This window comes from Paenibacillus abyssi, from assembly GCF_014640295.1.
Classification (GTDB): Bacteria; Bacillota; Bacilli; order Paenibacillales; family Paenibacillaceae; genus Paenibacillus_D; species Paenibacillus_D abyssi.
On record NZ_BMGR01000018.1, the window covers coordinates 83,944 to 94,938 of the forward strand.

General features: G+C 51.6%; 7 protein-coding genes. All 7 read left to right on the forward strand.

Annotated elements, in window-relative coordinates:
• The first annotated feature begins 223 nt into the window (after positions 1-223).
• The 7 genes from IEW11_RS22005 (at position 224) to IEW11_RS22035 (ending at position 10,972) form a co-directional block, all read left to right on the forward strand.
• Positions 224-1,966 carry a sensor histidine kinase gene (locus IEW11_RS22005; protein WP_188533235.1) on the forward strand — a complete coding sequence of 581 codons (1,743 nt, stop codon included), beginning with the start codon at positions 224-226 and terminating at the stop codon, positions 1,964-1,966.
• Positions 1,967-1,968: 2 nt separating this feature from the next.
• The gene (locus IEW11_RS22010; RefSeq protein ID WP_188533236.1) at positions 1,969-3,573 is read left to right on the forward strand and encodes a helix-turn-helix domain-containing protein; all 1,605 of its coding nucleotides are present in this window, start codon (positions 1,969-1,971) and stop codon (positions 3,571-3,573) included.
• 243 nt (positions 3,574-3,816) lie between these two features.
• Positions 3,817-4,770: an ABC transporter permease gene (locus IEW11_RS22015; protein WP_229725567.1), complete on the forward strand. Its 954-nt coding sequence runs from the start codon at positions 3,817-3,819 to the stop codon at positions 4,768-4,770.
• A 21-nt stretch (positions 4,771-4,791) separates the two neighbouring features.
• Entirely contained in the window at positions 4,792-5,676 is an 885-nt protein-coding gene (locus IEW11_RS22020; protein ID WP_188533237.1) for a carbohydrate ABC transporter permease, read from the forward strand.
• A gap of 68 nt (positions 5,677-5,744) precedes the next feature.
• A complete protein-coding gene (locus IEW11_RS22025) occupies positions 5,745-7,259 on the forward strand; it encodes an ABC transporter substrate-binding protein (protein ID WP_188533238.1) in 1,515 nt (504 codons plus the stop codon).
• A 105-nt stretch (positions 7,260-7,364) separates the two neighbouring features.
• Positions 7,365-10,040: a family 78 glycoside hydrolase catalytic domain gene (locus IEW11_RS22030; RefSeq protein ID WP_188533239.1), complete on the forward strand. Its 2,676-nt coding sequence runs from the start codon at positions 7,365-7,367 to the stop codon at positions 10,038-10,040.
• 20 nt (positions 10,041-10,060) lie between these two features.
• Positions 10,061-10,972: a nucleoside hydrolase gene (locus tag IEW11_RS22035; protein ID WP_188533240.1), complete on the forward strand. Its 912-nt coding sequence runs from the start codon at positions 10,061-10,063 to the stop codon at positions 10,970-10,972.
• Positions 10,973-10,995: the final 23 nt, after the last annotated feature.

A 10,995-nucleotide genomic window follows, 5' to 3' on the forward strand; every position in this document is an offset into this window, starting at 1 on the left:
AGCGAAAATTTCGTTGACTCCCTCATTCCCGAATGCTAATCTGAGGATATAATTTCTAAACAGTTTAGTATAATGGACGTTTTAATTTTAACGGTTTGATGGGGGAAGACGGTTAGAATGCAAAAGCGTAACTACCCGGGCATGCCGGCCTTTTCAGCCGGTATGTCTTTTTTTTGAAGTTTTGGTGGTTTAATGAACGTACTGAATATCGGAGGAGAACGCCATGCGATTCCGTCGTTTCGGGCCGCAGTTTCAATCTTTGCGCGTCAAGCTGTTTGCAACGATTCTGCTGTTTATGCTGCCGTTAATCGGCCTCTTAATCTATTACAATCATTACTCGACCCAGGTGGTCCGCAATCAGGTGGCGCAATCCAATCAAAACCTGCTTAGCATGTATATGGATCAAATCGACCGCAACCTGCAGCAGGTGGACAATTATCTGTACAATCTATCGGAGCGCAATATGGATCTGCTCTTGCTGGAATTTCCGAGCTCCTACAACGAAACGCAGTACACGCTTGCCAAGCTGAGATTGTATACGGAAATCTCCAACGGGATCAGTTATTATCCATCGCTCGACGCGTTATTTATGTATTCTGCTGTAAACGACGACCTGATTGTCGCGCATACGGGTGAAGGAAGCTATGGAGATCGTCTGTTAACCAGGGAAGAGATCGAAAAGATGATTGAAGGCGCTCCAGGCGAGCTCGATTATGCGCATTGGAACGTATGGCAAGGCGACAACGGGTACTCCCTGTTTCATCTTGTGCGGACCGGCAATGTCTATGTCGGATCGTGGGTGCATATCCGGAAGCTCATGACGCCGCTCGATTTAATGGATTTCGGCGAGTCGGGGGCGGCCCTGCTCGTTACGGAAGCCTATGAGCCGATGTCACATGCCGACTGGGTCATGCAGGAAGGAATCGATTTGCGTTTTGAACCGGGCACGTATTCCATTACCGGGAACGATACGTCCTACATGCTGATGGGAGAGGACTCCGGCAGAGGGAAGTTCCATTTGATCGCTATGCTGCCGGAAAGCGAAATTCTCGAACGCTTGCCTTATCTCGGACGGGTATCCTCCTTCGTAACAATCGGTGCCTGCGTATTCCTGCTGCTGTTCTTATTCATTATGAGGAAAGTATTCCTGCTGCCGATACAGCATATGGTTGCAGCAATGCGCAAAGTCCGGGACGGACAGCTGCAATCGCAGCTGGAGCGGACGCCGCGTTCCCTGGAATTCCAGGTGATGTACGAGACGTTTAACCGGATGGTCTCGGAGATTCACGATTTGAAGATCAATGTATACGAAGAGAAGCTCAATCATCAACGGGCCGAATTGAAGCATTTGCAGCTGCAGATCAACCCGCATTTTTTTCTTAATTCATTGAACATTATTTATAATCTGGCTACAATTAAAGACTTCGCTCTTATCCAGGAGATGACCCGCTGCCTGGTCGCTTATTTCCGGTTTATGTTCCGCAGCAATTCGTATGTCGTCAGCTTAAAGGATGAGCTCGCCCATACCCGCAATTATTTGAGAATCCAGGAGCTGAGGTTCCCCGGTCACCTCACGTACAGCATTGAAGCCGAAGAATCGCTGCTGGACTGCAGCATTCCGCCTCTTGTCATTCAGACCATCGTGGAAAATTCAATTAAGCACGCCGTAAGCATGGATGCTTTGCTGGAGGTCCATATCCGGGCATTCGCCGACGAATCCGCGGAGCCTGCCATGCTGCACATCCAAATCCAGGATTCGGGTCCCGGTTATCCGGAAGAAGTGTTAATGCAGCTTGCGGCCGACGAGGAAACGGTCAGCGAGGATGGGGATCAGGTCGGCATATGGAATGTGAAACGCAGGCTGCAGTTACTGTACCCGGAAAAAGCGGCGATCGCTTTTTACAATGAGAGTGGCAAAGGGGCAACGGTTAAAATTCGGCTGCCGATGGATAAAAAGGAGGGATGACGATGCATCAAGTACTGTTGGTGGATGATGAGATTCATGCCGTACGGGGCCTCGCTGCCGGCGTGAATTGGGAGCACTCGGGCATTTCCCGGGTGCTGACGGCTCACAGCAAGAAACAGGCCCAGGACATTTTTGCCTCGAACGCCGTGGATCTTATGATTTGCGATATCGAAATGCCGCAGGGCTCCGGACTGGAGCTGCTGGAATGGGTGAGGGAGCATCATCCGATGACGGAAACGATTTTTCTGACCTGTCATTCCGATTTCTCGTTCGCCAAACGGGCGATCCATTTAAAGAGCTTCGAATATTTGCTCAAACCGGTCGATTATACGGAACTTGAATGCGTTATTGCAAAGGCGCTCGATAAAGTGCGCAAAGACCGGGAGATGTTATCTTTCGAGGAGACGTACAAGCATTATGCCAAGCTGTGGGCGTCGCACCGCCCGCTGCTGAAGGAACGCTTCTGGACTGACCTTATCGAACAGAAGATTTCCTCGAATCCGGAGAAAATCGCGGAACAGGCCGCTTCCCATAATTTATCCTACAATACGTACCAGTATTTCGTACCCGTCTATATCCGGGTGCAGCGCTGGTACAAACCGCTATCCCAGCGGGAAGAGAAAATCATGGAATATGCGCTCCGGAATGCGGCCGAAGAGAAAATATACGACAACAATCCGGATGCCGCAATCATCCCATTGATCGATGGACTTCTCCTCATCGCTCCGTCCGGCGCTGCGGAGCACTTGGAGGTTTGGAGGGAAGGCGCGCAGGACTACATTAACTCCTGCCATCAATATTTCGCCTGCGATTTATGCTGTTATATCGGAAAGCCCGTTTACATGCATCAATTGTCGGACATGCTGCAGACGCTGCAGAAGATGGATGCGAACAATGTTACCTGTATAAATGAAGCGTTTCTCTATAACGATACGCAGAAAAGCGGCTGTCTGATTGAACTGCCGCCTCTTGCCAAGTGGGCGGATTGGATGAAGCAAGGCGCCAAGGAGAAGGTGCAGACGGAAGTCAAAGCGTACTTGAATGGCTGGAATCAAGCCCGGGACGGCATAGATGCTTCTCTGCTGCACCGGTTTTATCAGGATTTCCTGCAGATGGTGTTTTTTATATTACAAACGAAAGGGCTGCAGGCGAATCAAGTATTCTCCCAAAGCCTGCTGACGGAAACGCCGCAGAGCGTTCTGCGATCCGTGCAGGCGCTTCAGGAATGGGTGCAATATGTAATGGAAGTCGCCATGAACCACATTCATTCCTTGGAAGGAAATATTTCGATTGTCGAGAAAGCGAAGCGGTTCATCTCGGAGCAAATCGGCATGCAGGAGCTCTCGCGCGAGGATGTCGCAAGCCATGTATTTTTGAATCCAGACTACTTGTCGCGCGTGTTCAAGAAAGAAACGGGGATATCGATTTCAGACTATCTGCAGCAGCAGCGCATCGATTACGCCAAACTGCTGCTTGTCAATACCGACCGTTTGGTCAGTGATATCGCACTGGAATCGGGTTACTCCAATCTATCATATTTTTCTACGATTTTTAAGAAGGCTACGGGTATGAACCCGGGCGATTTTCGCAGGCAAGCCCGGTCTTGACCGGTGGCAGCCTTCCGATAAGCCGACCAGACGCGCAGGTGCTGGTCGGCTTTTTTGACGATGACTCTTCATAGAATGGCGTCAGCCGTTTCTCATCTGCCGTCTTGCTGCTGCATCAAAAAGTCGGAAAAACAAAAATCGAAAGTCGTATTCGTGGTTATTCGCATATCCAAGATGTCTGTACAATGAGGATATCAACAAAGGAAATGAGGAAACGATGTGGAAGCAGCGAATAAAGTGGATATGCCGGTTGCCGATACGGAGGCACGGGTGAAAAAGCAGAGCGCGTTCTGGAAAACTTTAAAACGGTATCGCGCCTTGTTCATTATGATCATTCCAGGGATGCTTTATTTGATCATCAACAACTATTTGCCGATGTTCGGCGTCATTATCGCGTTCAAAGACATTAACTACGCCAAAGGGATCTTGGGCAGCGATTGGCTTGGCTTTAAAAATTTCGAATATCTGTTCAAAACGTCGGACGCGTGGATCATTACGCGAAACACGATATTGTATAACGGATCGTTCATCTTTATCAATACGGTGCTAGCGATCGCGGTGGCCATCCTGCTGAACGAGGTTCGGATCAAGCTGCTGTCCCGTTTCTACCAAAGCATCATTTTGCTCCCGTTCCTGATCTCCATGGTCATTGTCGGTTATCTGGGATTGTCAATGATGAGCGTGGAGAGCGGCTTCCTGAACAAACAAATTCTGCCGATGCTCGGAATCGATCCGATCTCGTGGTACAGCGAGCCGAAGTACTGGCCTTATATCTTAACCTTCGTTAATATATGGAAGAATGTCGGCTATCTGTGCATCATCTTCCTGGCGTCGATCATCGGCATCGATCATGAATATTACGAAGCGGCTACCATCGACGGCGCCAGCAAATGGCAGCAAATCCGCAGCATCACGGTACCGCTTATTATGCCGACCATCACGATTATGACGCTGCTTGCAATCGGACGCATCTTCTATTCGGACTTCGGCTTGTTCTTCCAGGTGCCGCTGAATTCCGGACCGCTGCAGCCGGTCACCGATGTCATCGATACTTATGTTTATCGGGGCCTTATGACGCTGGGCGATATCGGAATGTCCTCGGCCGCCGGGCTGTATCAATCGCTAGTCGGATTTGTCCTGGTCTTGGTTGCGAACTATATTGTTAGTCGTAAAAACCGCGATCAAGCGCTGTTCTAATCGGAAGGAGTAGACACAATTATGAACAAAAACTATATGAATCAGGGCTTCGTCCATGCGATCTTTATCGTACTCGTCAGCCTTTGCCTGTTTCCCTTTCTATTATTAGTCATGGCCTCGTTTACAGCGGAGCAATCCATTGTGCGGGACGGTTACAGCTTATTTCCCAAAATGCTTAGCCTTGATGCGTATACCTATCTATGGAATGAGTCGACCGCTCTGCTCCGCGCTTACGGCATTACGATTATGATTACGGTCATTGGCACATTCGTCGGCCTGCTCATTTCGGCCTTACTGGCTTACCCGCTTTCCAGACGGGATATGCCAATGCGCGGGGTGTTATCGTTCCTCGTCTTCTTCACCCTTCTGTTCAACGGTGGACTTGTACCCACGTATCTGGTCTATACGGAAGTGTTCCATCTGAAGAACACGTTAATGTCACTGATCATACCAGGCTTGTTAACGAACGGTTTCTTCATCCTGCTGATCCGCTCGTTCTTCAGCACCTCCATTCCGGTGCCGATCATCGAATCCGCCTATATTGACGGGGCGACGGAATTCAAAATTTTCTATCGCATCGTGCTCCCGTTGTCGCTTCCGATCCTTGCGACGATCGGCTTGATGCTGACGATCTCGTATTGGAACGACTGGTTTAACGGTCTCATATACATTACGAAGCCTGAGCTCTTCAGTATCCAGAATCTGCTGAACCGGATGCTGACCAACATTCAGTTCCTGCAGCAGAACAACCTTGGAGGCAACTCATCGCAGGCGGCAGCCAGTGTGCCGATGAACTCCGTACGGATGGCGATGGCGGTTGTCGGCATTCTGCCGATCATCATGGTATATCCATTCTTCCAGAAATACTTCGTTAAAGGGCTTACAATTGGCGCAGTCAAAGGTTAACCATTCCCGGTTACTCCGGTATCCGGTTGGTAAATAAATCAAAAGGAATTATAGGGGGAAAAATGCGTATGAGATCATCAAGATTGTTAGGTTTTATTTCCATCCTGCTTATCCTGTCTCTGATGCTGGCGGCCTGCAGTTCATCGAACGAATCAGGCAACTCGGCAACAGCTGAGAGGAACGGCGAGGCAGCATCAAACGTCGAATCCGTCCAATTGACAATGGCGTTCCTGAATATCGGAAATATGGCGGACATGGGCTCCGTACAGGAAGAAATCAATAAGATTACGAAAGAAAAAATCAATGCGACCGTTAACCTCATGCCGATCGATGTCGCAGCTTGGAATCAACAGACTAACCTGCTGCTCGCAGGCAACGAACCGCTTGATCTGATCGTGACGTCATCCTTCTTCAATTACAGCGCTCAAGTGGCCAAGGGGCAACTGGTCGAGCTGGATGAGCTGCTGGAAACTTACGGGCCGGAAATTAAGAACACAATGGATCCGGCGATCTACAACGGCACCAAGATTGACGGGAAAAATTATGGTGTGCCGAGTATTCGGGATACCGCGGCGGATTACGGCATGGTGATGCGCAAGGATATCGTCGACAAGCACAATATCGATCTCTCCGCCGTGAAGACCTTCGAGGATTTGGAGCCGATTTTTGAAACGATCAAGCAGAACGAACCGGAGTTGACTCCGCTCGTGCAGGGCAGCCAAGGTCAAAGCGTTGTTGCTATGATGATGTATCCTCACATCGATCATTTGGGGGATCATCTGGGCGGTTTGCTCCTCGACGATCCGGAGCTGAAAATCGTCAATTTGTTCGAAACCGATATTTTTAAGGAGAAGGTAGAGCTGGCGAGAAAATGGTATCAGGCCGGTTATATTTTACAGGACGCAGCGACCACGCAGGAGCTTGGCACAAGCCTGGTGAAAGCCGGCAAAGCGTTCGGTTATTTCTCCAACATGAAGCCCGGCTTTGAACAGCAGGAGACCAACATCATCGGTATGGAAATGGTCGGCGTCCGTTTGAGCGAGCCGGTGTCCATCTCCAATGCGGGGAACGGTTTCATGATGTCCATTGCCAGAAACAGCAAGCATCCGGAACGCGCAATGCAGCTGATGAATCTGTTATATACCGATGCGGATGTGATGAATCTGCTCGCTAACGGTATCGAAGGCAAGCATTACGTGATGAACGAAGACGACACGATCAGAAAGCCGGACGGCGTGAGTGAATCGAGCTACCAGTTCAACCAATGGCAGATCGGCAACAATTTCCTTACTTATGTATGGGAAGGCACAGATCCGCAAATCTGGGAACTGACAAAGGAATTTAACCAATCGGCGAAATTCTCCAAAGCGCTTGGCTTCTCCTTTAACGCAGATCCGGTGAAAACGGAAATTGCAGCCGCAAACAACGTTTTAAGCCAATACCGCGTCGGCCTTGAATCGGGCACCTTGGATCCATCCGTCATTAATGAATTCAACGATAAGCTTAAAGCGGCAGGTCTGGAGAAGATCATGGCCGAGAAGCAAAAGCAGATCGATGCTTGGGCAGCAGCCAGCGCGCAATAAGCAAGCAGAATCTATGGCGTGCTCCATCTAACCGTGGGGTGCGCTGTTTTTCGTTATTGAAATTGAAGCTTCGTTTACAGCTTGGTCATTGGAAAGGGGATAACCATGTTCACGATTAGCGAACTGCGATGCGAATATTTCGAAAATCCGATCGGGCTTGGCACGCGCCAGCCGCGGGTTAGCTGGAAGCTTCAAGCTGACGGTAGGGGGATCCTCCAAACCGCCTATCAGATTCAGACCGCCACTGACGAAACCTTCAATGATATGTTGTGGGATTCGGGAGTTAACGAATCGGATCAGTCTGTCCATATTGAGCTCAACGGTATGAATATTGAATCGAGAAGGCGGTACTACTACCGGGTTCGGGCATGGAATCAAAAAGGGCAAACCACAGGATGGTCGGAGATTGCTTACTTTGAAATGGGTCTGCTGGATCACGCCGAATGGTCCGCGGAGTGGATCGCCGCGCCGACCGGTTCGTTCCCGGCGGACTCAGAGCGGGTGCCGCTGCTCCGCAAGACGTTTACGGTGGACGGCGCGGTACGTTCTGCGAGAGTATATGCTACTGCGCACGGTGTTTACGAGTTGGAGCTTAACGGACGGCGAGTCAGCGACGCCTATTTTGCGCCCGGTTGGACCAGCTACGACCATCGCCTGCAGTATCAGACGTACGATGTGACGGAGCTGCTTACCCCTGGCGATAATGCGCTCGGCGGGCTGCTCGGGGGCGGCTGGTATAAAGGGCATTTGGGTTGGGCTGGAGATAAAGCGCTGTACGGCGACCGGACCGCTCTGCTTCTTCAGCTTCATATCGCATTCGAGGACGGCCGGGAGCAGGTGATCGTCACCGACGGGAGCTGGAAGGCCGCGGGTAGTCCGATCCTGATGTCGGATATCTACCATGGGGAAACGTACGATGCTAGGTTGGAACTTAGTGGCTGGTGTCTTCCTGGCTTCGACGACTCCGATTGGAGCCGCGCGGAGACATTGGAGCGTCGAAAGGACCTCTTGATCGCGCAGGAGAATGTTCCGGTACGGAAGATCGAAGAGATTAAGCCGGTTGCGCTGCTGCGTACGCCGGACGGAGATACCGTGATCGACTTGGGTCAAAACATGGTCGGATGGGTCCGGTTTACGGTGCGGGGAGAGGGCGGCCGTGAGGTGGAGATCCATCACGCGGAAGTGCTTGACCGCGAAGGAAACTTCTACATCGGCAACATTCGAGCTGCCAAGCAGAGGATCCGTTACGTGTGCAAGGGCTCGGGTGAGGAGACGTTTGAGCCTCATTTCACGTTCCAGGGCTTCCGTTACATCCGCTTGATCGGATTCGGCGAGACGGTGCGGCTCGAGGATTTTACCGGTGTCGTGCTCCATTCGGATATGGACATCACCGGTGAGTTCACCTGCTCCGACCCGCTCGTCAATCAATTGCAGCACAACATTCTTTGGGGAATGAAGGGCAATTTCCTCGACGTGCCGACAGACTGCCCGCAGCGCGATGAGAGGCTCGGCTGGACCGGCGACGCGCAGATTTTCATCCGCACCGCAGGATACCTTGCCAATATTGCCCCTTTCTTCACCAAATGGCTGGGCGATTTGAAGGCGGAGCAAGGGGAAGACGGAGGCGTGCCATTTGTCATTCCGAACGTGCTTCCGAAGATGACGCTCGAACCGGTCTTTGCCAATCCGACGTCGGCCGCAGCATGGAGCGACGCCGCCGTCATTTGCCCCTGGACGATCTATTTATGTTATGGAGATAAGAGAATTCTGGAAACGCAGTATGACAGCATGAAGGCTTGGGTCGAATACATGCGTCGTCAAGGCGACAATGAATTCCTCTGGAACACCGGCTTTCAGTTCGGGGATTGGCTGGCGTTAGACGCGAAGGAAGGCGCCTTCATCGGGGCCACGGACGGAGATTATGTCGCTACGGCTTATTTCGCCCTATCCACCTCGATCCTGCAGAAAACGGCGGCTGTGCTCGGCCGGACGGAGGATGAGGCGCGTTATGCGGAGCTGTATGCAGGCATTAAGAAAGCGTTCACGGAGGAGTTCGTCACGCCGTCAGGACGGTTATCCGTGCCGACGCAGACAGCCCAAGTGATCGGACTGACATTCGGGCTGCTGGAAGGGCAGGCCCAGGAGAGAGCGGTAAGGAAGCTGGAGAAATTGCTCGCGGACAACAGCTTCCACCTCAATACGGGCTTTGTAGGTACGCCTTATCTGAACCATGCGCTTAGCAGTTTCGGCTTGAATGAAATTGCCTACAAGCTGCTCTTCCAGCAGGACTTCCCATCCTGGCTGTACCAGGTGACCAAAGGCGCGACGACGATTTGGGAGCATTGGGACGGCATAAAGGAAGACGGCACGTTCTGGAGCGACCAGATGAATTCGTTCAATCATTATGCGTACGGCGCGATCGGCGATTGGCTGTACCGTGTGGTCGCCGGGATCAATACCGGGGAGAGCGGTCCGGGCTATAAGCGGATGATGATCCGGCCGCAGCCGGGTGACGGGCTGAAGTGGGCCGAAGGCCGGTTGGATACGATGTATGGCAAGGTTTGCTCCCGCTGGAGCAAGCTGGAGAACGGACGCATGGAGATCCGGGTTTCAATTCCGGTGAATGCGGCGGCCGATATTGTCCTGCCTGATGCGTTATTGGATGTCGTCACAGAAGGCGGGAAGGCGCTGGCGGAAGCGGACGGCATCGCTGAAGCGATGCAGACGGACACGGGAGTAAGCCTATCCGCCGGATCGGGCGATTATGTATTCATTTATTAACTTATAGGAGTGAATTTAGGATGAAACTGCCTTTTGACGTACCGGAGTGGCGCAAAATCCGGTTGATGATCAATTCGGATGCCAAGAACGAGGCGGACGACCAGTTCGCCATCGTTCACGCTCTGCTCACGCCAAGGTTTAAAATTAAAGGCATCATTGCCGCCCAGTTCGAAACGACGGCGAAGATGATGGGCCGGGAAAACACGATGCAGCAAAGCTATGATGAGATCCGGAAGGTGCTGTCCTTAATGGATCTTGATGGACAAGTGCCGGTGTATAAAGGCGCCGTCAATCCACTCGCCGACGAATCGTCTCCGGAACCGTCGGAGGGGGCGGAGGCGATTGTGCGTGAGGCGCTCGCAGATGATCCTTCTCCGCTGTACGTCGTATTTCTAGGGCCGTTAACGGACATGGCAACGGCTTATCTGATGGAGCCAAGCATCGCAGGGAAAGTGACGGTTATCTGGATCGGTGGAGAAATGTATCCCAAAGGCGGCTGGGAATATAATCTGTTCAATGATATCTACGCGGCCAATGTGGTATTCGATTCGGACATCGAGCTCTGGCAGGTGCCCCGGAACGTATACAGCACAATGCGCGTAAGCCTCGCTGAGCTCATGTACAAGGTAAAGCCCTGCGGCGCGATCGGGGACTACTTGTATCAACAGCTGGTTGATTTCAACAATTCGATGACATACCCGCAGTGGCCGAAGGGGGAGATGTGGTCGCTCGGCGATTCGCCGGCGATCAGCCTGCTCCTGGACGACCACGAATACGGATATGAATATATGTCGGCTCCACGCATTACGCAGGATATGTACTACGTTCACGATCAGAAGGAGAGAATGGTCCGCGTGTATCATTACGTCGATCCGCGGTTTACGCTGGAAGATATGTTTGCGAAGCTTGCGCTGAATTACGGACAGCGATAAAAAAATCAAATGAAATGAGGATT

Excerpts from the sequence above, each read along its gene's own strand:
- IEW11_RS22005 (WP_188533235.1), top strand. The coding sequence starts at position 224 with ATGCGATTCCGTCGTTTCGGGCCGCAGTTTCAATCTTTGCGCGTCAAG.
- IEW11_RS22010 (WP_188533236.1), top strand. The coding sequence starts at position 1,969 with ATGCATCAAGTACTGTTGGTGGATGATGAGATTCATGCCGTACGGGGC.
- IEW11_RS22015 (WP_229725567.1), top strand. The coding sequence starts at position 3,817 with ATGCCGGTTGCCGATACGGAGGCACGGGTGAAAAAGCAGAGCGCGTTC.
- IEW11_RS22020 (WP_188533237.1), top strand. The coding sequence starts at position 4,792 with ATGAACAAAAACTATATGAATCAGGGCTTCGTCCATGCGATCTTTATC.
- IEW11_RS22025 (WP_188533238.1), top strand. The coding sequence starts at position 5,745 with ATGAGATCATCAAGATTGTTAGGTTTTATTTCCATCCTGCTTATCCTG.
- IEW11_RS22030 (WP_188533239.1), top strand. The coding sequence starts at position 7,365 with ATGTTCACGATTAGCGAACTGCGATGCGAATATTTCGAAAATCCGATC.
- IEW11_RS22035 (WP_188533240.1), top strand. The coding sequence starts at position 10,061 with ATGAAACTGCCTTTTGACGTACCGGAGTGGCGCAAAATCCGGTTGATG.